Below are 23,763 nucleotides of genomic sequence, written 5' to 3'. Positions count from 1 at the left end.
GCGCAAGTCAGCCTGTTATCCGGTGGGTCCAGGCGCGCGCGTGGATAAAACTGATCATGAGCCTGGTTTGCAGGCACCAATCCGCCCGGCAGGGGTTGCGCTATCCGCGCGAGTCATTAATACGAATAGCATATTTGATTTGGTCATAATCCGGAGGGGGTATCGAAGCACTGCAAATGCTGCGCGTACGGGCTTTATCGGATTGTGTACGGAGGGAATGTGAGCGCGCGAACTGGAATTTTTGCAGGTGACAATCCGTTTGTGCTTGCCCGGTCATGGCTGGCCGAGGCAACTGCGTCCGAACCGAACGATCCCAATGCCATTGCCCTGTCAACGGTGGATGCAGATGGCCTGCCCAATGCCCGCATGGTGTTGCTGAAGGACATTCTGGACGACAGGTTCGTGTTCTATACCAATTATACCAGCGTCAAGGCACAGGAAATCGAGCAGGCCGGCAAGGCCGCTTTCGTCATGCACTGGAAATCGCTGCGTCGCCAGATCCGCGTGCGTGGCCTGACGTCACGGGTTGACGGGCAGGAAGCGGATGCCTACTTTTCGTCACGGTCACTGAAAAGCCGTCTTGGGGCATGGGCATCGCGTCAGTCCCGGCCCTTGACCACGCGTACCGAACTGATGGCCGAAGTCGCGCGCCAGACCTTGCGGCACGGCACCAACCCGCCGCGCCCGCCCTTCTGGGGGGGATTTAGTATCATGCCACTGGAAATCGAGTTCTGGGCAGATGGTGATTTCAGATTGCATGATCGCTTTCGCTGGCGCAGACCCACACTTGCAGATGCGTGGCAGGTCACGCGACTATCACCTTGATCAGGGTTGACGTAAGGTTATGATCAGGCAGCGGCGTGACGGGCAGACAGACAGGATTGTCGTGAATACGACAGAACACAGTAATAAGATGCGAGACAAGACACATGACTTCGCCTGACGAAACGACAGAAAAATACGCCGGGGTTGTCAAATGGTTTGACCCGACAAAAGGCTTTGGGTTCATCGTCGCCTCCGAGGCGTTCTCGGACATCCTGCTGCATGCGAATGCCTTGCGCAATTTCGGGCTGAATTCAGTTTGTGACGGGGCGCGGATAACCATCCTTGCGCAAAAAACCACGCGCGGTCTGCAAACGGTCGAGGTGCTGGAAGTGCTTCCGCCCGAAGGTACGGAAGATGCCAGCGCCGACAATTTTGATCATGGCCCCGCAGTGGACATGTCGCTTCCGCTGGAACCGGCGCGGGTCAAGTGGTTTGACAAGGTCAAGGGATTCGGGTTCGCCAATGTCTTCGGCAAACCAGAGGATGTGTTTGTGCATATGGAAACCCTGCGCCGCGCGGGGCTGGCAGAGTTGCAACCGGGCGAGGCGCTGGCGTTGCGCGTTGCCGAAGGTGAACGTGGGCGGATGGCCGTGTCCATCGAACCATGGGAAGCAGGCATGGCGCATCTGCGTCAGGGGCCGGATACAGAAGGTGGCGCCTGATGTTTCGCCGGGGCCTTCTGGTTTCATTGTTTGCGCTGGCATTACTGGCCGCTGGCGGGCCGCTTCAGGCAGCATGCAGCGCGGATCGCGTGGACCTGCGCGGCGACTGGGGGCAGGCGCGTTTCAACGTGGAAATCGCTGATACCGACCCTGCGCGCGCCCAGGGGCTGATGAATCGCGAATATCTGCCGCGTTCTGCGGGAATGCTGTTCATATTCGACGGGCCGACCAGCCCGTCTTTCTGGATGCGCAACACGTTGATTCCCCTGGACATGATTTTCATCGACCCCACAGGGGCAGTCACACATGTGCATCACAACGCCATTCCGCATGACACCACACCGATTCCGGGTGGCGATAACGTGCTGATGGTGCTGGAAATCAACGGTGGACTGGCCCGCGCGATGGGTATCGATACAGGCAGCGAACTGCGCCACCCCCGCCTTGCCCCCGATCACGCGCTCTGGCCCTGCGATCCGTGAAGAATGTTGCGGCGGGTGACTGGCGTGGGGGCATAAATCAAGCCTGCCGCCAGCGCTGGCAGTGTCGGGGCGTTCCGGTGCTTGCATAAATCGGTGGTTTCTTTTGTCAGGGGCAAGATTGCCTCTTTTCTTGGGCGGGCAAGCCCGCTACATAGCCGACAGTCGGGGCGTGGCGCAGCCTGGTAGCGCGACGGTTTTGGGTACCGTAGGTCGTAGGTTCGAATCCTATCGCCCCGACCATTTATCATATCAGGGACATGGCATTGGTGGCTGCACGCAGGACCGGGATTTCCGGGCGTTCTGCGTATATGCGGTCAGGTTATGCGAAGCCGGATACGCGCGCATCCCAAAGGCGCGGGACAAGGCCGCAGGCCGCCGCGCTATCGGCGGGCCGTCCCGCGGCCTGCCGGTTTTGCTGATGTCATGTCAGGCGTTGAAAGCCGGAATATGCCGCCTGCATAAAGTGAACTTCTACTACGTGGGACCGGCAGACCCAGGCCCGCCGATAGCGCGGGCTATATCCGGGCATCAATGTCCGCAACAGGCCAGAACCACCTGCAACCGGCACAGCTACCCATCACCCCTCCCCGCCACCAACAAAGCTGGCGGGGATCAGCCCGCGCAGTGCATTCCCCACCCATAGCTGCACATGCGGCAAGTCACTGGCAGACAGGGTTTCTTCGGGGCAGTCCAGCGCTGCGCGCAACACACCGGGCAACAGTCCGGCCGACAGGGGCGGTGTGCGCAGGCCATCGCCACGGTCGAAAAAAACCGTGGTGATGGTGCCATCACAAACCTCATCGCGTTCATTCAGCAAGATCAGCTCATCCAGCCCCGCAGGCAGGGCTGCGCGGGCCGTGTCATAGATCGCGCGCCGCGTGGATTTGATGCGCAGCCACGGGTCAACGGAGCAAAGGCGCTGCTGCGCCAGCCCGACATGCCAATGCGTGGCGACCGGGGGCAGGGGGTGGGTTTCCACATCAAGCCTGCCGCCTGCATCCAGTGTCAGGCGTAACCTTGCCGGATGGGCAGGCCCCGTCACATCCGGTTCAGGACAGGGCCAGCCCAACGCCCGCGCGCCCGCCTGCAACCGTGCCAGATGCAGCGGCCAGTGCCGCGCGCGCGCGCCGTCCCAATACATGGTTTCAATCAGTTTCAGTCCGGGCTGATCAGCGTCTGCATATAGCGTGCTTTCCACAACGCTTCCTCCCATTCGCCGGGGGCTGTGCTGTCCTGCACCACGCCGCCGCCCACATTTACCAGTATTTCCCCGTCATCCGACAGGCGCAAAGTGCGTATCGCGACCGACCAGCACTGGTCGCCCGACGGGGCGGCCCAGCCGATGGCGCCGCAATATACCCCGCGCGGATGTGGTTCCAGTTCTGCAATGATTTGCATGGCGCGGATTTTCGGGGCGCCGGTAATGGACCCGCAGGGAAACAGCGCCGCCATAAGGCTTGCCAGTTCGTCCCCCTGCCGCAAGCGCCCCTGAACACGGCTGCTCATCTGATGGACAGTGGCAAAACTGTCGATGGCGAAAAGTTCCGGTACTGTCACGGACCCGATTTCGGAAATGCGCGCAATGTCATTGCGCAGCAGATCGACGATCATCAGGTTTTCGGCCTGCGATTTTTCGCAACTCAGCAATTCCTGCCGCAGGGCTGCATCGCGTACCGGATCGTCGCTGCGCGGCGCTGTTCCTTTCATGGGGCGGCTTTCAATCACACCGTCATGAACCTGAAAGAACAGCTCGGGGCTGCGCGATATGATGACCGGCCCCACACCAATATCGATGAACGCCCCGAAACCCACTGACTGCCCCGCGCGCAGTGCCCCATACAGCCCCAGTGCCGTTCCCGACAACAGCCTGCTGGCCAGCGGAAAGGTCAGGTTGATCTGGTAGCAATCCCCGGCCGCAATATAGTCCTGCAAGCGGGCGAAAGCGGCATCATAGGCCGCGCGTTCCACCACCGGGCGCAGTGGCGCCAGCCGTGCCTGTGCGGCCTGCGCATCGGCCTGATGAAGAATGCTGTCCGGGTTCCGGGGCGCATCATACAGGCCCAGCACCACGAGCGGCGTTGATGGGTCACATCGGAGGGTGTCATGCAGGCGTTGCTCGAACACATGGCCCGCCTCATAGCTCAGATACCCCGCGACCCATGCGCCGCCCTGACGCGCGGCTTCTGCCTGCGCCAGTACCGGCAGCACATCCTGCGGTTGCCATGCAACCAGCAGCCGGGTCGGGGTGTCAAAAAGCGCGGGCTTGCCCTGGGGGCCATGTTCTATCAGGATCACGGGCGCTGTTGCCTTGTCTTGTGGTGTTGGTCTTATAACTGCGCCATATACTGTCGCACGGCGGTTTGCACATGCCGAAAACGGTCACCGCCAAGGTGTTTTCCGCCATACCAGCGCGTGACGACAATAATGTGGTCGCGCAACCCTTCGCGTTCCAGCATGCGCAGGATTGTCATTCCGGCCCCGGATTCGCCATCATCGCTTTTCATCGGGCCATCATCACAGATCAGCCCCCAGCTGTTATGCGTTGCTTTGGCGAATTTCCGGTCCTGTTTCAGCGCGGCCACGAAGGCGCGCGCGTCCGCCTCGTTCCGGCATGGCCCGCCGGACACCGCATATTTCGACCCGCGATCGGTCAGGATGTTTTCCAGAATACGCATGCGCCCGAAATAGGCGCATAGATTATCAGGGGCAAGCCATATGCGCACAGGTGCGCAGTCATCCGGTCCGGCAGGGCGCCGCGACATTTGGTCTGATACAGCGCATTCCCCTTGTTTTCATGAAACCTGACCCTATCCTTATGGGGTAACATGGCCAGGCAGGATGCGATGATGCCCAGACTTGTCAGACTCTATATCCAGCAGGTGGCGATTGGGTTTGGTCTGTCGGCCATCTTCACGACCATCCTGATCTATTTCAATGTCGCCAATCTGCAACGTCTGGTGTTCGGGTCCAGTGACGGGCTGCTGGGGTTGTTTCTGATCTTCTTTTTCAACGGGCTGGTGTTTGCCGGTGCGCAATTCGCAATCCGCATCATGCGCATGGGCCATGAGGACGAGGATGATGACGACCATCACGGCGGCAGCGGCGTGCGCCACAGTGACCCTGCGCCGCAACCCTTGCCGGTTCGGATTTCAGTGAAATCATAAGGTGGCAGGCCCGCAGCAACCGTGGTGGCGTGAATTTCCCGAGAGCCTGAGTGTTCAGGTGGGCACCAGATAACATGGCCAGGACCATATCAGAGCCAGCTCCCTCGGAGTTGCTTATCGGCCACTGGAAAAGGGCCACGCACGAGAGGAGCAGCACCTGCCAACCCCATACGTAAGCCGCGCCGGGGCACAGTTCAAGGTATAGTTCTGACTTGACGCATGTTCGCGTATTGTTCATGTTTGCGGTATGGAATGGCAAACCACATCAGCGCAAATTCCGCCCGGCCGGTTGCTGGCGCGTGGCGTGTGTCGGCATTTGCACGACCTGGGTTTCGCCTGTGTGACCGAATTCAGCCCCGAACGCGGGTTACGGGTGGATGTCATCGCCCTTGGCCCGAAGGGGGAAATATGGATCATAGAATGCAAATCCTGCCCTGCCGATTTTCGTGCCGACCAGAAATGGCAGGGCTATCTGCCATGGTGCGACAGGTTCTTTTGGGCGGTGGATGTGGATTTCCCGCTTGATCTGCTGCCCCCCGCTACAGGGTTGGTGCTGGCTGATGGCTATGGCGCGGAACTGGCCCGCATGGGGCCGGAAACGCGCCTGTCCGCGCCCCGCCGCAAGGCGGTGGTGCAGTCCTTCGCGCGCGTCGCGGCGCAGCGCCTGCAACGTTTCTGCGACCCTGCACCGTGACACGCGCATCAGATGATTGCGTGCAGGAAGGCCGGTTTTACGCATGGTGTGGGGGCGCATCACGAAAAAAGACCCGGCCATTTCTGACCGGGTCCGCATTTTGGCGTCGCTATGCCGTCAGTTCATGGCAGTTGCTCGGACAGTTCGGAAAAGGCTGCGGTGAAGCCCGTCAGTGACATGGACAGGTCGATGGGCTGATCGGGTGCGGCAACAGGAACGACCTGCCACACCGCACTTGCCCCGCGACGGAAGGCGTCGACTTCTTCGGCAGTGAAACCCACACGTGCGATGCAGCCAACAACTGTGCAGAATGTGAACGGGTAGCGCTTCGCCGCGCCTTCATCCACCTGCATGACCAGTTGCGCAGTCAGCAGGGTTTCCAGCGGCGTCAGGATCGTGGCACCTGCGGCGGCTTCCTGTCCGGGCGGCAAGGGGAACAGCGTGATTTCGGCGGTTGCATTGCCTTCGCCATCACGCAGCAACTGGTACATCTGGCAGGGATCTTCACCATCGGGATTTTCTACGCAGACCAGTTCCCAGTCGCCATGCGTATTGCCGACATAGCTGCCATCACCCAGTTCTTCGCCCATCACCTCGCCGGTGGAAAGCGCCGATACGGGCGAGTCGGTTGTTTCGGTTGTCTGCGCGACGACCGATGTGCCCAGAAGCGCGGCCATGGCTGCAACAGATGTGATGTGGAAAAATGCGGTACGGGTGCTGGACATGCGTCGATCCTTGAATGCTCGTATTTCTGATGCGTCCTATCACGGCACGGGACTTGTGTCAGTCGAAAAAAATGTGCCTGCACATTCGGGTGAACATGACCCCCGCCACTGGCGGGGGCAGGCCTTGTCAGAGTGACAGAATGACCCAAATTAAAATAAGGGCCCGAAGGCCCCTATTCGCGTCATTTTGTTTTTCTCCCTGTCGGACCGGCCGACGATTGGGCATACCGTATGGCGAAAGCGGTACTGCGTCAACAGGAAATCGTGACTGGATTTGCATCCTTCCTGCGACGGATGTGCGGAAATTTACAATGCTGTTTCAATATGTTGCCGCTTTGTCCGTTTTGAAAAAGGCCGCACCCGAAGGCGCGGCCAGTCTGACAGGGAGGACGCGTGCCGGAAGATCATCAAACCGGACGCGCAATACCATGATTGCCGCAAAATGGTTAAGATTCGCTTTCCCGGACCAGTGCTTTCTGCATAATCTTGGAATCGGATTTCGACAGGCATTTCCGCAGATGGAGGTATGAGTAATGCAAGGTGAGCAGGAACCGGTTTTCGTCGGCGGGGGCGGCATGGATCAGCGGGTGCCACAGGTGCTGAAGCTGGCATATGGCAACCGTCACGGGCTGATCACGGGTGCGACCGGAACCGGCAAGACGATCACCATGCAGATCCTGGCGGAGGAGTTCTCGAACGCGGGCGTCCCTGTCTTTCTGACTGACATCAAGGGTGATGTGGGCGGGATGGCCCTGCCGGGCGCTGAAAAGGATTTCCTGCAACGCCGCGCCGGACAGATCGGGTTGGAAGATTATACCTATCGCGCCAGCCCGGTCATTTTCTGGGATTTCTTTGGCGAACACGGTCATCCCGTCCGCGCCACCATGGCAGAGGTCGGCCCGCTGCTTCTGTCGCGCATGCTGGATCTGACCGAAGCGCAGGAAGGCGTGATCAACGTGGCCTTCCGCATTGCAGATGATGAGGGGCTGCCGATACTGGACCTGAAAGACCTGCGCGCGATCCTGAACTTTCTGGGTGAAAACCAGCGCGAAATCTCGCGGCAATACGGCAATGTCACCACCGCCAGTATCGGGGCCATTCAGCGCAAATTGCTGGTGCTGGAAAATCAGGGCGCTGCGCATTTCTTTTCGGAACCGGCGCTGGATCTGTCGGATTTCATGCGTCTGGCCCCTGACGGGCGGGGTTATGTCAGTATTCTGCACGCAGAGCGCCTGATGCGCACCCCGCAGCTTTATGGGACCGTGCTGCTGTGGTTGCTGGCGCAATTGTTCGAGGATCTGCCAGAGGTGGGCAACCCCGACAAACCCCGGCTGGTGTTCTTCTTTGACGAAGCGCATTTGCTGTTCAACGGTGCCCCGCGCGCGCTGGTGGAAAAGATCGAACGTGTGGCCCGCCTGATCCGGTCCAAGGGGGTAGGGGTGTATTTCGTCACCCAGAACCCGGACGACGTGCCCGACTCAGTTCTGGGGCAGCTTGGCAACCGTATTCAGCATGCGCTGCGCGCCTTCACTGCGCGCGACCAGCAAGCGCTGCGCCGCGCCGCGCAAACATACCGGCCCAACCCGCGCTTCGACATTGCCGATACCATCCGTGATGTCGGCGTGGGCGAGGCTGTGACCTCTTTTCTGGAAGACAAGGGCAATCCCGGCATGGCGGAACGCACGCTGATCCGCCCGCCTGCATCGGCCATGGGACCGATTGATGACGGAACGCGGCGTATGGTGACGCTGCAATCGCCTGTGGCCGGAAAATACGAACAGATGATCGACAGCGACAGCGCCCATGAAATGCTGGCCCGCCGTGCAGAGGCCGCAGCAAAAGAAGCAGAACAGGCGCTGAAATCCGCCGAACCAGAGCGAACGCGCGAATTCAACGCGGCGCGGCGCTATGACGGGGCGGCGGCGCGTGCGCGCCCTGCCAGACCACCGGCACGCAGCCGCAGCGACAGCCCGGTTGACGCCTTTGCCAAATCCTTCGCGCGTCAGCTTGGGTCGCGTTCGGGGCAGGCATTGGTGCGCGGGGTGCTGGGCGGCTTGCTGAAAGGGCGCTGAGCGCTTGAGGCCGCGCGCGATTCCCTGTAAGCGCAACAACAATTCCAGCGATACCGGCCTGCGGTGTCGCGCTGGACAATGCGGTAACCACAAGCCACCGCGCGCGGATATGTCCTGAAGGGCTGGCGCGCGCTTTGGCCGGTAACAACACACGGGGCGCGCGAGAGAGTCATGAAATTCCTTGATCTGACCAAGGTCCATATCCGTTCAGGCGGGGGCGGTTCGGGCTGTGTGTCGTTCCGGCGCGAAAAATTCATCGAATACGGTGGCCCCGATGGCGGCGATGGCGGGCGCGGCGGCGATGTCTGGGTCGAAGTGGTGGACAGCCTGAACACGCTGATCGATTTCCGCTTTCAACAGCATTTCTTCGCCAATTCCGGCCAGCCGGGCATGGGCAAGGGGCGCACTGGCAAGGATGGTGCATCGGTCACATTGCGTGTCCCCGTGGGGACAGAAATTCTGGACGAAGATCAGGAAACCGTGATCGCCGACATGACCGAACTGGGCCAGCGCCTGCTGCTGGCCAAGGGCGGCAATGGCGGTTGGGGGAATCTTCAGTTCAAATCCGCGACCAATCAGGCCCCGCGCCGCGCCAATTCCGGCCAGCCCGGTGTTGAACGCACCATCTGGCTGCGGCTGAAACTGATTGCCGATGCGGGGCTTGCGGGCCTGCCCAATGCGGGCAAATCCACATTTCTGGCCGCCACATCGAATGCGCGGCCAAAGATTGCGGATTACCCCTTCACGACATTGCACCCAAATCTGGGGGTTGTGGGCATTGACGGGCGCGAATTTGTCATGGCCGATATTCCCGGCCTGATCGAAGGCGCGTCCGAAGGGCGGGGCCTGGGCGATCAGTTCCTGGGCCATGTCGAACGTTGCGCGGTGCTGTTGCAGCTTGTCGATGGCACGTCAGAGGATGTGGCCGAAGACTGGCGCATCATCGACACGGAACTCGATGCCTATTCGCATGATGTCGCGCTGAAACCGCGCATCATCGCGCTGAACAAGATCGACGCGCTGGATGATGAGGAACGCGCCGAAAAACGCGCCGCACTGGAAGCGGCTTGCGGGCGCAAGGTCTATCTGATTTCGGCAGTGTCGGGCGAAGGGATGCAGAATGTGCTGCGTGCCCTTCTGGCGCGGATCGACAAGGGCAAACATGTCGAAGAGGATGACGGGCCATGGCAACCCTGACCGCTGCGGCGACGCTGTCACAGGCGCGCCGGGTCGTGGTCAAGATCGGCTCGGCGCTGTTGGTGGAACGGGGGGCTTTGCGCGCCACGTGGCTGCATGCGCTGGCGCAGGATCTGGCTGCGCTGCGCGCACGCGGCGCGGATGTGGTTGTCGTGTCATCAGGGTCCATCGCGCTGGGGCGGGGGGCACTGGGCCTGCCTGAAGGGGCGCTGGCGCTGGAACAAAGTCAGGCCGCGGCCGCAGTCGGGCAAATCCGGCTGGCCCGCGCCTATGAAGAAGCGCTTGCCCCGCATGGCATTACCGCAGGGCAGGTTCTGCTGACGCTGGAAGACACGCATGACCGCCGCCGCTATCTGAATTCGCGCGCCACCCTGTCGACGCTGCTGGGGCTGGGCGTGGTGCCGATTGTCAATGAAAACGACACCATCGCCACAGATGAAATCCGTTATGGCGACAATGACAGGCTTGCCGCACAGGTGGCGGTTACCATCGGCGCTGATCTGCTGGTGCTGCTGTCGGATGTGGACGGGCTGTATTCCAGCAACCCGCAAACCGACCCCGCTGCGCGCCGGTTCGAATTCGTGGCGCATATCACCCCGGAGATCGAGGCGATGGCCGGTGAACCCTTGTCCACCCTGTCCAAGGGCGGCATGAAAACCAAGGTCATGGCGGCCAGAACCGCTACGGCGGCGGGCTGTGCGATGATCATTGCTGCGGGTGCTGCCATGCACGCGCTGCAAGGGGTGCTGGACGGGGCAAATGCCACGGTTTTTGCACCGCAAGGTGACCCGCGTTCGGCGCGCAAGGGCTGGATTGCCGCGATGAAACCCAAAGGCACGGTGCATGTCGATGCGGGCGCGGAGCTGGCCTTGCAGCAGGGCAAATCATTGCTTCCCGCCGGCGTCACGCGCGTTGACGGGCAATTTCAGCGCGGCGATCCGGTGGTCATTCATGGCCCATCGGGGGCGCTCGGGCTGGGGCTTGCGGGGTATTCCAGCCTTGAAGCTGCCGCCATTGCGGGCCATCATTCCCGCGAGATTGCGGGGATTCTGAACTATCCGGGCCGCGTGGCCCTTATTCACAGGGATGAGATGGCGCTATGACTCTCGAAATATCATCTGAAATGCTGGATATGGGCCGCCGAGCGCGCGCTGCTGCACAGGTGCTGGCAATGGCACCGGCTGCGGCCAAGGCGCAGGCCCTGAACGCCGCCGCAGATGCGCTGTGGACACAGCGTGAAGATGTTGTGGCCGCCAATGCCCGCGACATGGCCGCCGCACAGGAAAAAGGGCTGTCGCCCGCCATGCTGGACCGTCTGGCACTGGATGAGGGGCGCATTTCCGGCATCTGTGATGCACTGCGCACAGTCGCAGCCCAGGATGACCCGGTGGGCCAGATCATCACGGAATGGGACCGGCCCACAGGGCTGCATATCGCGCGGGTGCGCACGCCGCTGGGCGTTGTCGGCGTGATCTATGAATCGCGCCCCAATGTGACAGCCGATGCCGGTGCGCTGTGCCTGAAGGCAGGTAATGCCGTTATTCTGCGCGGTGGGTCAGAAGGTTTCCGTTCCAACCATGCGATACATGCAGCACTTGTGCAGGGGTTGCGCGCGGCAGGTCTGCCGGAAGATGCGATTCAACTGGTCCAGACCACAGACCGCGCCGCCGTGGGCGACATGCTGCGCATGGTGGAACATATCGATGTGATCGTGCCGCGCGGTGGCAAGGGGCTGGTGGGGCTGGTGCAGCGCGAAGCGCGCGTGCCGGTATTCGCCCATCTGGAAGGGATTTGCCACATCTATGTTGATGCCAGCGCCGATGCGGACAAAGCACGCGCGGTTGTGCTGAACGCGAAAACCCGCCGCACCGGCATTTGCGGGGCGGCCGAATGCCTGCTGCTGCACCGCGATATCGCGGACGGGCTTGGTGCGCAGATCATCGCGGATCTGGTTGCCGCCGGGGTGGAAATGCGTGTGGGCGCAGGTTTGCAGCATTTGCCGGGTGTGGCCGCGGCTGCCCCGGATGATTTCGGACAGGAGTATCTGGACAAGATCATGGCCGCCGCCGTGGTCGATGATGTTGACGCCGCCATGGCGCATATCCGCCAGTATGGGTCGCAGCATACTGATGCGATTCTGGCGGAAGATGACGCAGTGGCCGCGCGGTTCTTTGCGGGGCTGGACAGTGCGATATTGATGCGCAATGCCTCCACACAATTCGCCGATGGGGGGGAATTCGGCCTGGGCGCGGAAATCGGGATTGCCACCGGCAAGATGCATGCGCGCGGGCCAGTGGGGGCGGAGCAACTGACCAGCTTCAAATACCTGGTGACCGGGGACGGGACTGTGCGGGCCTGACACCGGCGTTCATAAATCCCAAAGGCGCGGAACAAGGGCGCAGCCTGGCCCACGCCACCGGTGGGCCGTCCCGCGGCCTGCCGGTTACGCTGGTGCTGATTCACGCCTTGAATGCCGGAGTTATGCCGCCTGCATTAAGTGAACTTCGCCCACGTGGGACCGGCAGACCCCGGCCCACCGCTGGCGCGGGCTTGATCCAAGAACCAACACCCCCTTCAGGCCGCTTCCCGTAGCTTCCGCGCCTGCGCTGGCAGCAGCGGATACCCGTCCCCCCAGATGGCGGGGCAGTCGCGTTCCAGACTGCGCGCTTCGGCGCGCGCCAGATGGGCCAGAATATCCTTCGGGTCCGGCCCGTATTGCCGCGCGGCCCTCTGCCAGAGCCGAAGCGCCGAACGCGCCGACCATGGCAGGGCAGCATGCGCCAGCCAGTGGCGCAGTTCGGGGGGCAGGCGGTCGAATTCCGCCATCGGACTGCGCCGCCTGCGCAAGCTGGATTGCAGGTTTCCCGCCATGGGTTACGCGGCCTTGCGCTGGCCCCATTTGGGAAAGGGGTCATCCAGTCCTGCCCAAAGCTCGGGCGCAAAACTGTCGGTGTCCAGCAAACAGGCATCCAGCTTCGCAATCAGCGCCGCGTGGTCCATGCCCGCGCCGATGAAAACAAGTTCCTGCCGCCGGTCGCCCCATGGCTCGATCCAGTTCTCACGCATTTTTTCCAGCGCTTCGGGGTGGTCGGGCCAGCGGTCGCGCGGCACTGCCGCCCACCAGCCGCCCAGCGGGGTAACACTGGACATGGCCCCGGCAAGCGAGAATTCCGCCACCCAGTTGGGCCGCGTCGCCAGCCAGAAATGCCCCTTGGCCCGGATGACACCGGGAAGATTGCCATTCAGCGCGGCATGTATCTTCACCGGATCAAAGGGCTTTCGCGCACGGTAAACAAAGGATGTCACACCATATTCTTCGGTTTCAGGAACATGATCGGCAAAACCGTAAAGTTCCTTCGCCCAAAGCGGGTGTTCATGCGCGGTGTCGAAATCAAACAGGCCAGTGTCGAAAATCTGGCTGGCGGCGACATTGGAATGGTCGGTTTCAATCAGTTTCGCGTCGGGGTTCAGGGCCTTGATGATCTTGCGCGCTGCATCTGTCTGCGCGGGGCCTGCATCGGTGACCTTGTTCAGGATGATGACATCGGCAAATTCGATCTGGTCGGTCAGCAGGTCAACAAGGCTGCGTTCATCCTCATCGCCCAGAACCTCGCCACGGTCGGACAGGAAATCATGGCTGGAAAAATCACGCAGCAGATTGACCGCATCCACCACTGTCACCATCGTGTCCAGCCGCGCCACGTCCATCAGACTGTCGCCCTGTTCATCGCGGAATTCAAATGTTGCGGCAACCGGCAGCGGTTCGGAAATGCCGGTGGATTCGATCAGCAGATAATCAAAACGCCCTTCCTGCGCCAGACGACGCACTTCGGCCAGCAGGTCATCGCGCAGGGTGCAGCAGATGCAGCCATTGGACATTTCCACCAGCTTTTCCTCGCCGCGCTTCAGGTCAACACCTGCGTCGATAAGATCGGCATCGATATTCACTTCGGACATGTCATTGACGATGACCGCGACGCGGCGGCCGTCGCGGTTGTTCAGGACATGGTTCAGCAGCGTGGTTTTGCCTGCGCCAAGAAAACCCGACAGGACAGTGACGGGCAGGCGGGGGTCGGAAACGGGCATGCGACACCTTTCGATATGATATAATATAACACTCTTGGAGCGTCATATAGTATCATCTCCCGCCGGACAAGGGGTCAGGGCAGAAGCTGGCGCAGCAAATCGGCGTTGACATAGCCATCGGGGGCCAGCCCCTGTGACTTCTGCCATGCCTGCACAGCGGCAACTGTCGCGGGACCGATGCGCCCGTCCACACCGCCAGTGTCATGACCCAGCGCGTTCAGACGGCGTTGCAGCGCGCGGCGTTCATCCAGCGTCAGGGCGCGGTCATTGCGTGGCCAGTTGCCCTGCAATCCCGGCCCACCGCGCAATCGGTCCGACAGGTGCCCCACGGCCAGCACATAGGCGTCCGATATGTTATATTCCTTGAGCACATCATAATTGCCATAGGTCAGGAATGCGGGGCCACGCGCCCCGCCGGGCAGAACCAGCCGCGCCTGACCCGATTGCAGCGGCGCACCGGCGGCCACCTGCACGCCCGCGCGTGTCCAGTCTGCCGCTGACCGGGTCTGTCCGGTCAGGCGCAGGTCAAACCCGCCGGGCAGAATGACTTCGCGTGCCCATGGCTGGCCGCGTGTCCAGCCGCGCCGCGCCAGATAATTCGCCGCAGATGCCAGCGCATCGGTGGGATCATCGGCCCAGACATCGCGCCGCCCGTTGCCGGTGAAATCCACTGCATAGGTCAGGAAACTGGACGGCATGAACTGCATATGCCCGAATGCGCCTGCCCATGACCCGATCATCGCCTGCGGGCTGATATCGCCCGCCTGAACGATGCGCAGCGCATCCATCAACTGCGATTCAAAAAACTCACCGCGCCGCCCGTCCTTGGCCAGTGTCGCCAGTGTTGCCAATATCGCTGTGCCGCCGCGATTCGCCCCATAGGATGATTCGATACCCCAGATGGCCACAAGAACCTCTGGCGGGACGCCATAGCGGGCCTCGATACGGTTCAGCACATCCGCATGGCGGCGCAGCGCGGACTGCCCTTGTGATATGCGGTTGGCCGATACGGTGCTGTCCATGTAATCCCAGATGCGCGCGCCAAATTCGCTTTGGCGACGGTCAAGCGCCACGGTTTCGGGCAGGCGTCGCATCAGGGGCAGGGTGCGGTCCAGTGTCGCCTGGCTGATTCCGCCAGCCCGCGCGCGGGCTGCAAATCCGGCCCGCCAGGCGTCAAAATCACCCGATTGCGGCTGAACAAATGTTGCCGGCCGCACAGTTGGGCGGGGCGATGTTTCAACATTGGCCAGACCGCAGGCGGGTAATGCAAGGGCGAGGGCCGCAGCCGGTATCCAATGTGACATTCATTTCCCCGATGTGATGACTGCCAGCATGCTAGCGATACGGCGGCGGGGAACCAAGTGGGCTGTGTTCACAATATGCGGGTCTTTGCCGATGGCCGCTTTTCTGATGGGCCATGTTCCGTTACCCTTGCGGGAAAAAGGCAATAAAGGGTTGAGCAGTGCCATGGATATTTCAAGACGCTTCTGTATTGCGGGACTGTCCGCATTTTCGCTTTCGGCCTGTATGGGCGGGGGGGTGCCAATGACGGCACGGCAAACAACGCGCCTGCAACCACAGGCGAATCCGGCTTTCGACACTTGGCTGGCCGGATTCCGGGCACGCGCGCTGGCGGCAGGCATAAATGCAGGCACGCTGGACCCGGCCTTGCGCAGTGCGGGTTTCCTGCCGGATGTTGTCGCGCGTGACCGCAGGCAGACCGAATTCACCCGCACGCTGGAAGATTACCTGGGAATCGCCGTGTCCGATGAACGCCTGTCGGCAGGGCGGGCCGCCTTGTCGCGCCATGGCACGACCCTGCGCGCGATTGAAGGGCGCTACGGGGTCGAGGCAGAGGTGATCACCGCGATCTGGGGGCTGGAATCACGCTATGGCACGGAACGCGGCGATATTCCGGTGGTTTCCGCGCTGGCCACGCTGGCCTTTGACGGGCGGCGCGGGGCGTTTTTCGAAAGCCAGTTGATTGCGGCGCTGCGCATTCTGCAGCGCGGGGATACCAGTGATGCCAATATGCGCGGGTCATGGGCAGGCGCGATGGGGCATACGCAGTTCATTCCGACCACCTATCAGGAATATGCCGTGGATTTCACCGGCAACGGGCGGCGCGATATCTGGGCGGATGACCCGGCAGATGCGCTGGCATCGGCGGCGAATTATCTGGCGCGCATGGGGTGGACCCGCGGCCAGCCATGGGGCGTGGAAGTGCGCCTGCCCGACGGGTTCAATACCGGGCTTGCCGGGCGGGGCAGTTCGCGTGCTGTATCGGAATGGTCCGGGATGGGGGTGCGCAACATGGACGGGCGCGCGGTTGCTGATCATGGGCCAGCGTCGATCATCATTCCCGACGGGCCACGCGGACCCGCGTTTATGACATTCCGCAATTTCACGGCCCTAACGCGATACAATAACTCCGAGTTCTATGTTATTGGAATTGGGCATCTTTCTGACAGGTTGCGTGGTGGCGGTCCGATCCGCGGCAGCTTCCAGCCCGACCGTTATGGCCTGCGACTGGGCGAGCGGCAGGAAATGCAGCGCCTGCTGACGCGCGCGGGGTTTGATACCCAAGGGGCGGATGGGGTGATCGGGCCGAATTCGCAATCGGCGATCAGCGCCTATCAGCGCGCGCGGGGGTTGGCGGTGAGTGGTAACCCGTCGCGCGAATTGCTGGAACGTCTGCGGCGCGGCGTCTGACCCCGGTAAAAAGAAAAAGGGGGCATTTTGCCCCCTCTGGGTGCAGCCGCACCCATTCAATGCACAGGCGGCGCGGGCTGGTATTGCGGACCAGTGAGCGCTACGTGCGGATGTTCCCCCCGACCTTGCACAAGGCAGGGGGGAATATGGTTCAGGCCTTGCCCTTGTAAATCTCGATCAGTTTGCCAAGCATGGCCAGCGCGTCCTCGCGGGAGCGCTGGAAGCTGTTGCGCCCGATGATGGAGCCGTTGCCGCCCCCGTCGCGGATGGCGCGCGCATCGTCATAAACGGAATCCTCGCCCTTTTTTGCCCCGCCGGAAAACACGACGATGCGGCGGCCGTTGAAGCTGGCCTCCATGCAGTGTCTGACACGCGCGGCTTGTGTGGCGATGTCGATTTTCTGGTCTTCATAGACTTTCTTGGCTTCGGGCAGCATCAGGTGATCGGTGGACAGTTTGATCTTGATGATATGCGCGCCCAGAAGCGCCGCGATCTGGGCGGCATAGGCTGCCACATCAATGCCGGTTTCACCGTCCTTGGTGATTGCCTCGCCGCGCGGATAGGACCAGATGACTGTGGCCACGCCTTTGGCTGCGGCTTCTTCGCGCATGGCGCTGATTTCCTCGAACATGCCCAATGCACAGTCCGAACCGGGATAAATGGTAAAACCGATAGCCGCGCAGCCAAGGCGCAACGCATCATCCACGCTGGCGGTGATGGCCTGATTCTTGCCTGCTGTGTCCGACATCAGGGAATTGGCGCTGTTGACCTTCAGGATGGTCGGAATTTGCCCGGCGAATGTGTCGGCACCCGCTTCGATCATGCCAAGCGGCGCGGCATAAGCGTTCAGGCCCGCATCAATGGCCAGCTGGAAGTGATAATGCGGGTCATAGGCGGCGGGATTGGGCGCAAAGCTGCGCGCGGGGCCATGTTCAAAACCCTGATCGACCGGCAGGATGATCATTTTGCCGCTGCCACCCAGCTTGCCCTGCATCAGTATGCGGCACAGATTGGCTTTTACGCCGGGGTTGTCAGCTTCGTAATGGCCGAGAATTTTCTGAACGATGCGGGTTGCGCGCATGTGCTGCTCCTGTCCGGTTGGTTGTTTCGGGCAGGGTTAATCGCTGCGATGTGTCGAAACAATGACGTTATTGATGCGACTTGCGATGTTAGCGCAATCAACATGGTTGATCAGCGGGAGAATGCTGAATGATACAGGAATTCCCGCGATGTCGCGGGTGGTTGTGGTATCTGCTGGGGGAAATATTGGAGCGGGTGAAGGGAATCGAACCCTCGTCTGGAGCTTGGGAAGCTCTCGCTCTACCATTGAGCTACACCCGCCTTGGCGTCTCAGTATCCTGAGACGCCGGACCCGTCAAGCGGGGCTTAGAACGGAATTTCATCATCCATGTCAGACGGGCCTGCGGGTGCGGAACTGCCCGACCCGCCATAGCTGGCGCCATAGCCCTGATCGCGGTCATATCCGCCGCCGCTGCCCCCGGCGGCACCACCGCCGCCAGCGCCGCCACCACCTTCGCCGCGCCCGTCCAGCATGGTCAATGTGCCGCCCATGCCAGCCACGACAACATCGGTCGAATAGCGGTCCTGGCCGCTTTGGTCCTGCCATTTGCGGGTTTGCAGCGTGCCCTCGACATAGATTTTGGACCCTTTGCGCAGGTATTGTTCCGCCACGCGCACCAGCCCTTCGCCGCGCAGAACGACATTGTGCCATTCCGTGCGTTCGCGCTGCTCGCCAGAGGTACGGTCGCGCCAGCGTTCGGATGTGGCAATGCGCAGGTTGCAGATCTTGCCGCCATCCGGGAAGGTGCGCACTTCCGGATCGCGCCCCAGATTGCCAATCAGAATTACCTTGTTCACCGAACCAGCCATATATGCCCCCTGCGTGTCATCTCGAATCTGCATTTGGTTTCACGCGCCGTTTTCTATCATTGGTCGCGCGGCGTAAAGCAAGGAATGCGGTTCTGTGCGGGCGGGTCAAGAAAAACCCGCGCCCGGGCAGTGCTGATGGCGCATTTCGGCTATAGCGCTGTTTGCGGATTTGCATTATGGAATAGGGTCATGCGCGCTGTCCTGCTTATATCCGGCCTTGCGATGATTGTCGCATTCGCCCCTTCCGATGCATTCGGGCAGGGGCTGAGTCTGTCGCGCAGCAATGCAGGGGCAGGACGGACAGATGTGGTGGCACGGGCGTCGCGCGTTATCGACGGGCGGCTGTCGGAACAATATTCGGCCTCTGTCCGGTTATTGCCGAATGCGCGTGACAAGGCGCGCGATGACACCAGTATTCCGCGCTATTCCGGCCCGGAAACCGGGGCTTTTGCCGAGTTTGCCCGCAGTGCGGCACGCAAGCACAATATTCCCGAAGATCTGTTCCTGCGACTGGTCCATCAGGAAAGCCGGTGGAACCCGGCTGCCGTGTCGCATAAAGGTGCGATCGGGTTGGCACAGCTGATGCCCGACACGGCGCGTATGCTGCGGGTCGACCCGCATGATCCGCAGCAGAACCTGGATGGCGGCGCGCGGTATCTGCGCATGATGTATGACAGGTTCGGCGACTGGCGGCTGGCGCTTGCGGCCTATAATGCCGGCCCCGGCGCAGTGGAAACGCATGGCGGCATTCCACCATTTGCAGAAACGCAGAATTATATCCGGGTGATTCTGGGTACTGGCTAATGCAACCCGCCTCCGGGGGAAGCCGCCAGGTTGGTTAAATTCGGCCTGAAGCAGTCACCCAAAGGCGCGGAATCAAGGCCGCAGGCCGCCGCGCCATCGGTGGGCCGTCCCGCGGCCTGCCGATGACCCAAGGGCAGTTCAGTCCTTTGAGCTCAGAAAGATGCCGCCTGCATAAACTGCATCCCTATAACGTCGGACCGGCAGACCCCGGCCCACCGATAGCGCGGGCTTGATCCGAGTGCAAACGTCCCCTTCAGGCCAGAACCACCTGCAAGCGGACTGTTCAAACCGATCTCCATTTACACTGGACATTAAAGTTGTCTGCGGCTTGCGCCCGGCGAATGGCCGACGCAGACTGACAGGCGATTATCCGATCAAGGAATGCCCGTCATGACCCTGCCTGTACTGGATACCGGTTTTGTCCGCGCCATGTTTCCCGCCTTTGCCCAGCCCGCGCTGGAAGGCCAGCGCTTTTTCGAAAACGCTGGCGGGTCATATACCTGTCAGCCGGTGATTGACCGGCTGTTTCGCTATTATCATGAACGCAAGGTGCAGCCCTATGGGGCCTATGCCGCGTCGCGCGCAGCGGGCGCAGAGATGGATGAGGCCCGCAGTCGTCTGGCCGCGATGATGGGCATTGACCCCGAGGAGTTGAGTTTTGGCCCGTCAACCAGCGCCAATACCTATGTGCTGGCGCAGGCCTTTGGCGAGATGCTGTCGCCGGGCGATGCGATTGTCGTGACCAATCAGGACCATGAAGCGAATTCAGGCCCATGGCGGCGGCTGGCCGCGCGCGGGATCACAGTGCGCGAATGGCGGATTGACCCGGCCAGCGGCCATCTGGACCCCGGCGCACTCTGGCAGTTGATTGATGACAAGGTGCGGCTGGTGTGTTTCCCGCATTGCTCGAATATTGTGGGGGAAATCAACCCGGTGGCCGCGATCTGTGCAGGGCTGCGGCAGGCGGGCATATGGTCCTGCGTGGACGGGGTGTCCTATGCGCCGCATGGCCTGCCGGATATTCGCGATTTGGGGGCCGATATCTATCTGTTTTCCGCCTATAAAACCTATGGGCCGCATCAGGGCCTGATGACGATCCGGCGTGAACTGGGCATGCAACTGCCCGATCAGGCGCATTATTTCAATGCTGATACGCTATACAAACGCTTCACTCCCGCCGGGCCGGACCATGCGCAGATTGCCGCCTGTGCGGGGATGGCGGATTATTTCGATGCGCTGCATGCCCATCATTTCGGGGCAGACCCGCAACAAGGTGCCGCCGCACGCATGGCGCAGGTGCATGATCTGATGCGCGCGCATGAAACCCAGTTGCTGCAACCCTTGCTGGATTATGTGACGGGCCGCAACGACCTGCGCCTGATCGGCCCGGACGGGGCGGCGGGCCGTGCGCCCACAGTCGCGCTGGAACATGCCCGTCCGGGCGTTGATCTGGCGCAGGCACTGGCCGCGCAGGGGATTATGGCGGGTGGCGGCAGTTTTTATGCGAACCGCGCCTTGCAGGCGCTGGGGATCGATCCGGCGCCGGGCGTGCTGCGGTTGTCTTTTGTGCATTATACAACAGCGGCTGATCTTGACGCGCTGATTCTGGCGCTAGATCAGGTCTTGTGACGCCCCGCCAGCGGATTTTCGGTTCCGGCAGGGGGGGCAGATAAGTATTTTTTGCTAGATGAAGCGTGACGAAACGTGACACAGCTTTCCCCTGTTATCTGGTGGGTCCGGCGCGATCTGCGTCTGGCGGATAACCCTGTTTTGCATGCGGCGGCATCTTCCGATCGCCCGGTGATTGCGCTGTTCATCTGTGACCCGCTGGTGGAGGGCTTGGGCGCCGCGCCGAAATGGCGTCTGGGGCTGGGGGTGGCACGCTTTGCACGCTGTCTGGATGACATGGGTTCAAAACTGATCCTGCGCAGGGGGGACGCGCTGACAGTGTTGCAGCAACTGATTGCGCAGATCGGTGCAACCGCGGTCTGGTGGGGCAGGCAATATGACCCCGATCAGGTGGCGCGCGACAAAAAGGTAAAAGCGGCGCTGCGGGACAGTGGCGTGGATGCGCAAAGCTTCTCCGGGCATCTGCTGTTTGAACCATGGCAGGTGCAGACAGGGCAGGGAACATTCTATCAGGTTTATTCGCCGTTCTGGCGTGCGGTAAAGGATCTGGATGTCGCCCCCCACCTGCCAGCACCGGAATGTCTGCGCGCACCGGCGCAGTGGCCCGACAGCGATAGTCTGGCGGATTGGGGATTGGGGCGCGCGATGAACCGCGGCGCAGATGTGGTGCACCCCCATCTGCATATCGGCGAGGATGCGGCGCGCACACGGCTTGCGTATTTCATTGACCGCAACGTCGCCGATTATCAGGACCAGCGCGAATTTCTGGATCAGGATGCGTGTTCCGGCCTGTCGGAGAACCTGACCTATGGCGAAATCAGCCCCGGTGCGCTGTGGCGGGCGGGGCAACATGCACTGGATGCGGGCAAAGCCGGTGCCGCGCATTTTCTGAAGGAAATTGTCTGGCGCGAATTTGCCTATCACCTGATCTTTCACACCCCGCATATCGTGTCACGGAACTGGCGCGACGGCTGGGACAGTTTTCCGTGGTCGAATGACGGGACGGGTGTGTTGCGCTGGAAACAGGGGCGCACCGGGATAGATGTGATCGATGCGGCGATGCGCGAATTATATGTCACCGGGCGCATGCATAACCGCGCGCGTATGCTGGTTGCGTCCTATCTGACCAAGCATATGCTGACGCATTGGCGTGTCGGGCAGGACTGGTTTGCGCAATGCCTTGTGGACTGGGATCCGGCGGCAAATGCGATGGGGTGGCAATGGGTGGCGGGGTCCGGCCCGGATGCGGCACCCTATTTCCGCATTTTCAACCCCGACACCCAGGCACGGAAATTCGACCCGGAGGGGCGTTATCGCCGCAAGTGGCTTGCTGAAATCAGCGCATCAGCCCCCGAAACGGCACAGGCATTTTTCCGGGCCTGCCCCCGGAGCTGGCAGCTTTCGCCGCAGATGGCCCGCCCCAACCCGTTGGTGGACCTTGCAGAAGGCCGCAAGATCGCCCTTCAAGCCTATGATATAAAAAATAAAACATGAATTCCTTTGGGGAAGAAGGAAAATATTGCCAATGCGCGACGAAACAATATCATCTGATGTCATGATACCGCAGGTTCTGACGACGCTTGAAAATCAGGAACGTTTGCCACGCTTCTTTGCGGCGGCGCATGCCATGGCATCCGGTCTGAACCGGGGGCGGCTGGATGTGGGCTTGCCGGACGGGCGCATCTTCCGGTTTCAGGGGCAGGCACCGGGCTATGTTGCCGCGATCGATGTGCATGACCCTGACCTGTTTGCGCGCCTCGTCCGCGAGGGGGATATCGGCTTTGCCGAAAGCTACATGGAGGGCGGCTGGAGCACGCCTGACCTGCAGGCCTTCATGGACCTGATCAATGACGACAACCCGTCGCTTTATGATGAGGTGTTGCCGATGAAGCTGGTGCGCGCGATGGAACGTGTCCGGCACTGGCTGCGCGCGAATTCGAAGGCGCAGGCCCGCAGGAACATTGCCTATCACTATGATCTGGGGAATGATTTCTACGGTCTGTGGCTGGATGACAGCATGACCTATTCATCGGGCATATTCACGACCGGGCAGGAAAGTCTGGAAGCGGCGCAGGAAGCGAAATATGCGGCCATGATTGACCGGATGGGGGTGAATGCGGGCGATCATGTGCTGGAAATCGGCTGCGGCTGGGGCGGGTTCGCGGAATATGCGGCACTGAAGCGCGGGCTGAAGGTGACCGGGCTGACCATTTCGCAGGCCCAGTATGATTATGCGCACGCACGCATGCAGGCCGCCGGGATAGGCGACCGCGTCGACATCCGCATGCAGGATTACCGCGACACGCGCGGGCAGTTCGACGGAATTGCCTCTATCGAGATGTTCGAGGCTGTGGGCGAACGATACTGGCCAACCTATTTCAAGGCGGTGCACGATCGGCTGAAGCCGCAGGCGAACGCGGTTATTCAGATTATCATGGTGTCGGATGAACGGTTTAAAACATACCGAAAACATGTTGATTTTATACAAAAATATATATTTCCGGGTGGTATGCTGGGCGCGCCCGGTCCAGTGCGGCGCATGGCAGAGGCAAGCGGGTTGCACTATGTCACCACCCATGATTTCGGGCAAAGCTACTCCGAAACCCTGCGGCGCTGGCACGCGCGCTTTATTGAAAAATGGCCGCAGATTGCGCCCCTTGGTTATGATGACCGGTTCCGCCGGATGTGGGAATTCTACCTGACATCCTGTGCGGGGGCGTTCCGGCAGGGCAATTGCGATGTCACGCAGCTTGTTTTGCAACGCCCGGGCGGGGACTGACATCATCTGCCGCGCGCAGTGTTGTGAAACTGTTAATCCCGC

At 61.2% G+C, this 23,763-nt stretch carries 24 protein-coding genes and 2 tRNA genes; 15 read left to right on the top strand and 11 right to left on the bottom strand.

Annotated features, from left to right (window positions below; all coding sequences use genetic code 11):
* Window positions 1-219 precede the first annotated feature (219 nt).
* The 4 genes from pdxH to PUT78_RS16195 all read left to right on the top strand — a co-directional run bounded on the left by pdxH (window position 220) and on the right by PUT78_RS16195 (window position 2,209).
* Window positions 220-825, top strand: coding sequence for a pyridoxamine 5'-phosphate oxidase (gene pdxH, locus PUT78_RS16210; RefSeq protein ID WP_274353315.1), 606 nt, complete (start codon window positions 220-222; stop codon window positions 823-825).
* A 104-nt stretch (window positions 826-929) separates the two neighbouring features.
* A complete protein-coding gene (locus tag PUT78_RS16205) occupies window positions 930-1,487 on the top strand; it encodes a cold-shock protein (protein ID WP_274353314.1) in 558 nt (185 codons plus the stop codon).
* Window positions 1,487-1,969, top strand: a complete 483-nt coding sequence (locus PUT78_RS16200; protein WP_274353313.1) for a DUF192 domain-containing protein — start codon at window positions 1,487-1,489, stop codon at window positions 1,967-1,969. Before PUT78_RS16205 ends, PUT78_RS16200 begins: the two co-directional genes overlap by 1 nt.
* A 163-nt stretch (window positions 1,970-2,132) precedes the next feature.
* Window positions 2,133-2,209: transfer RNA gene (locus PUT78_RS16195), tRNA-Pro, on the top strand.
* A gap of 337 nt (window positions 2,210-2,546) precedes the next feature.
* Here PUT78_RS16195 and PUT78_RS16190 read toward each other — a convergent pair.
* The 3 genes from PUT78_RS16190 to PUT78_RS16180 are packed head-to-tail and all read right to left on the bottom strand — an operon-like array spanning window position 2,547 to window position 4,644.
* Window positions 2,547-3,167 (bottom strand): aminotransferase class IV family protein, encoded by a 621-nt coding sequence (locus PUT78_RS16190; protein ID WP_420793512.1) that lies wholly within the window; start codon window positions 3,165-3,167, stop codon window positions 2,547-2,549.
* Window positions 3,125-4,264: an aminodeoxychorismate synthase component I gene (locus PUT78_RS16185; RefSeq protein WP_274353312.1), complete on the bottom strand. Its 1,140-nt coding sequence runs from the start codon at window positions 4,262-4,264 to the stop codon at window positions 3,125-3,127. The genes PUT78_RS16190 and PUT78_RS16185 overlap by 43 nt, the downstream gene beginning before the upstream one ends.
* 32 nt (window positions 4,265-4,296) lie before the next feature.
* Complete coding sequence (locus tag PUT78_RS16180) at window positions 4,297-4,644, bottom strand: YigZ family protein (protein ID WP_274353340.1); 348 nt, start codon at window positions 4,642-4,644, stop codon at window positions 4,297-4,299.
* Between the two features lie 168 nt (window positions 4,645-4,812).
* Here PUT78_RS16180 and PUT78_RS16175 point away from each other — a divergent pair, with 168 nt between their 5' ends.
* Together PUT78_RS16175 and PUT78_RS16170 are read left to right on the top strand one after the other, a co-directional pair.
* Entirely contained in the window at window positions 4,813-5,133 is a 321-nt protein-coding gene (locus PUT78_RS16175) for a hypothetical protein (protein ID WP_337994692.1), read from the top strand.
* Between the two features lie 247 nt (window positions 5,134-5,380).
* A complete protein-coding gene (locus PUT78_RS16170; RefSeq protein ID WP_274353311.1) occupies window positions 5,381-5,827 on the top strand; it encodes an MmcB family DNA repair protein in 447 nt (148 codons plus the stop codon).
* Window positions 5,828-5,949: 122 nt separating this feature from the next.
* On the opposite strand, the gene PUT78_RS16165 is transcribed toward PUT78_RS16170, so the two are convergent.
* Window positions 5,950-6,552, bottom strand: a complete 603-nt coding sequence (locus PUT78_RS16165; RefSeq protein WP_274353310.1) for an invasion associated locus B family protein — start codon at window positions 6,550-6,552, stop codon at window positions 5,950-5,952.
* Window positions 6,553-7,085: 533 nt separating this feature from the next.
* On the opposite strand from PUT78_RS16165, the gene PUT78_RS16160 reads away from it, so the two are divergent.
* The 4 genes from PUT78_RS16160 to PUT78_RS16145 all read left to right on the top strand — a co-directional run bounded on the left by PUT78_RS16160 (window position 7,086) and on the right by PUT78_RS16145 (window position 12,180).
* Complete coding sequence (locus tag PUT78_RS16160) at window positions 7,086-8,624, top strand: helicase HerA-like domain-containing protein (RefSeq protein ID WP_274353309.1); 1,539 nt, start codon at window positions 7,086-7,088, stop codon at window positions 8,622-8,624.
* 171 nt (window positions 8,625-8,795) lie between these two features.
* Window positions 8,796-9,821 carry a GTPase ObgE gene (gene obgE / locus PUT78_RS16155; protein ID WP_274353308.1) on the top strand — a complete coding sequence of 342 codons (1,026 nt, stop codon included), beginning with the start codon at window positions 8,796-8,798 and terminating at the stop codon, window positions 9,819-9,821.
* Window positions 9,809-10,924 (top strand): glutamate 5-kinase, encoded by a 1,116-nt coding sequence (proB, locus tag PUT78_RS16150; protein WP_274353307.1) that lies wholly within the window; start codon window positions 9,809-9,811, stop codon window positions 10,922-10,924. The genes obgE and proB overlap by 13 nt, the downstream gene beginning before the upstream one ends.
* Window positions 10,921-12,180: a glutamate-5-semialdehyde dehydrogenase gene (locus tag PUT78_RS16145; protein ID WP_274353306.1), complete on the top strand. Its 1,260-nt coding sequence runs from the start codon at window positions 10,921-10,923 to the stop codon at window positions 12,178-12,180. The genes proB and PUT78_RS16145 overlap by 4 nt, the downstream gene beginning before the upstream one ends.
* A 215-nt stretch (window positions 12,181-12,395) precedes the next feature.
* Here the strand turns inward: PUT78_RS16145 and PUT78_RS16140 are convergent, their stop codons facing one another.
* The 4 genes from PUT78_RS16140 to PUT78_RS16125 all read right to left on the bottom strand — a co-directional run bounded on the left by PUT78_RS16140 (window position 12,396) and on the right by PUT78_RS16125 (window position 15,376).
* Window positions 12,396-12,692, bottom strand: coding sequence for a DUF6525 family protein (locus PUT78_RS16140; protein WP_274353305.1), 297 nt, complete (start codon window positions 12,690-12,692; stop codon window positions 12,396-12,398).
* 3 nt (window positions 12,693-12,695) lie between these two features.
* A complete protein-coding gene (gene zigA / locus PUT78_RS16135) occupies window positions 12,696-13,907 on the bottom strand; it encodes a zinc metallochaperone GTPase ZigA (RefSeq protein ID WP_274353304.1) in 1,212 nt (403 codons plus the stop codon).
* Window positions 13,908-13,981: 74 nt separating this feature from the next.
* Window positions 13,982-15,211, bottom strand: a complete 1,230-nt coding sequence (locus PUT78_RS16130) for a lytic murein transglycosylase (protein WP_274353303.1) — start codon at window positions 15,209-15,211, stop codon at window positions 13,982-13,984.
* Entirely contained in the window at window positions 15,212-15,376 is a 165-nt protein-coding gene (locus PUT78_RS16125) for a hypothetical protein (RefSeq protein ID WP_274353302.1), read from the bottom strand. It abuts the gene before it with no gap.
* On the opposite strand from PUT78_RS16125, the gene PUT78_RS16120 reads away from it, so the two are divergent.
* A complete protein-coding gene (locus tag PUT78_RS16120; RefSeq protein ID WP_274353301.1) occupies window positions 15,375-16,619 on the top strand; it encodes a lytic murein transglycosylase in 1,245 nt (414 codons plus the stop codon). The two genes, PUT78_RS16125 and PUT78_RS16120, sit on opposite strands and share 2 nt — an antisense overlap.
* A gap of 151 nt (window positions 16,620-16,770) precedes the next feature.
* Here PUT78_RS16120 and PUT78_RS16115 read toward each other — a convergent pair whose 3' ends face one another.
* The 3 genes from PUT78_RS16115 to ssb all read right to left on the bottom strand — a co-directional run bounded on the left by PUT78_RS16115 (window position 16,771) and on the right by ssb (window position 18,509).
* A complete protein-coding gene (locus PUT78_RS16115; protein ID WP_274353300.1) occupies window positions 16,771-17,700 on the bottom strand; it encodes a class I fructose-bisphosphate aldolase in 930 nt (309 codons plus the stop codon).
* A 186-nt stretch (window positions 17,701-17,886) separates the two neighbouring features.
* A tRNA-Gly gene (locus PUT78_RS16110) sits at window positions 17,887-17,960 on the bottom strand.
* Window positions 17,961-18,005: 45 nt separating this feature from the next.
* The gene (gene ssb / locus PUT78_RS16105; RefSeq protein WP_274353299.1) at window positions 18,006-18,509 is read right to left on the bottom strand and encodes a single-stranded DNA-binding protein; all 504 of its coding nucleotides are present in this window, start codon (window positions 18,507-18,509) and stop codon (window positions 18,006-18,008) included.
* Between the two features lie 189 nt (window positions 18,510-18,698).
* On the opposite strand from ssb, the gene PUT78_RS16100 reads away from it, so the two are divergent.
* The 4 genes from PUT78_RS16100 to PUT78_RS16085 all read left to right on the top strand — a co-directional run bounded on the left by PUT78_RS16100 (window position 18,699) and on the right by PUT78_RS16085 (window position 23,721).
* The gene (locus PUT78_RS16100; protein ID WP_274353298.1) at window positions 18,699-19,313 is read left to right on the top strand and encodes a lytic transglycosylase domain-containing protein; all 615 of its coding nucleotides are present in this window, start codon (window positions 18,699-18,701) and stop codon (window positions 19,311-19,313) included.
* Between the two features lie 390 nt (window positions 19,314-19,703).
* The gene (locus PUT78_RS16095; RefSeq protein ID WP_274353297.1) at window positions 19,704-20,942 is read left to right on the top strand and encodes an aminotransferase class V-fold PLP-dependent enzyme; all 1,239 of its coding nucleotides are present in this window, start codon (window positions 19,704-19,706) and stop codon (window positions 20,940-20,942) included.
* A gap of 75 nt (window positions 20,943-21,017) precedes the next feature.
* Window positions 21,018-22,436, top strand: coding sequence for a cryptochrome/photolyase family protein (locus PUT78_RS16090; RefSeq protein ID WP_274353296.1), 1,419 nt, complete (start codon window positions 21,018-21,020; stop codon window positions 22,434-22,436).
* A 31-nt stretch (window positions 22,437-22,467) separates the two neighbouring features.
* Window positions 22,468-23,721 (top strand): SAM-dependent methyltransferase, encoded by a 1,254-nt coding sequence (locus PUT78_RS16085; protein ID WP_274353295.1) that lies wholly within the window; start codon window positions 22,468-22,470, stop codon window positions 23,719-23,721.
* The last annotated feature ends 42 nt before the right edge of the window (window positions 23,722-23,763 follow it).

The sequence above is a fragment of the Roseinatronobacter alkalisoli genome, from assembly GCF_028745735.1.
Classification (GTDB): Bacteria; Pseudomonadota; Alphaproteobacteria; order Rhodobacterales; family Rhodobacteraceae; genus Roseinatronobacter; species Roseinatronobacter alkalisoli.
The sequence above is the reverse complement of the archived record's forward strand: the minus strand, read 5'-3'. Positions and strand labels throughout refer to the sequence as shown.